At 46.8% G+C, this 660-nt stretch carries 1 protein-coding gene; it reads right to left on the bottom strand.

The genetic code is table 11. The features are described 5' to 3' along the window. Window positions 1–234 precede the first annotated feature (234 nt). The coding region (locus KIV40_RS05545) for a transposase (protein ID WP_285348187.1) at window positions 235–660 on the bottom strand (426 nt) is incomplete at its 5' end.

Raw genomic sequence — 660 nt, 5'->3', positions numbered from 1 at the left:
ATGGTCTCCCCCTGTTTTGCAAGTCAGTAGCATGATTAAAAGCGCAGGTTAACTACCATATATACGGCCTGTTTTAGCGGCTATTGCCTTGGCCAAGATGAGGCAGTCGAACACGAAGTCCTAATCACCTTATCGACTTTAAAAGCCAGCGTGAGCACAAGGTTTTCAACGTGTAGGATTTATCCTGTTATTCATCTCACTACGTACTTTGCAAAGGGTTGGTGATTCTATTGTTTATGCTGGTTGGTACTCTTCGTTTTTGGCGATAACAGCCCAAGCGATCCGCATTAATTTATTCGCGAGCGCTACTGCTGCACGGTTGGAACCTCGTCGTTCTTGAAGTTCTAGCATCCACTTACTTAGCTTATCGGACTTGAACTTGGCTCGTCTTAATGCTGCTCTCGCACCATGAACCAGTAAAGACCGAATATAAGTATTGCCCCGCTTGGTAATACCGAGAAGAATGACATTGCCCCCCGTTGTGTCTTGCTTTGGAACGAGCCCCATCGCAGCAGAAGCGTCGCGCCCAGTTTTAAATTGCAGCCCAGAGCCGAGCCATACGGCGACAGCTTGGCTAGTGAGTGGTCCAAAGCCGGGAATAGACATCAGTCTTTTGGCATTATCAAATTGTTTAACGGTTTGGCTGAGTTTCTCTTCAAA

It is taken from the genome of Vibrio sp. D173a (genome assembly GCF_030248475.1).
This window is presented reverse-complemented; position numbering and strand designations above follow the sequence as displayed.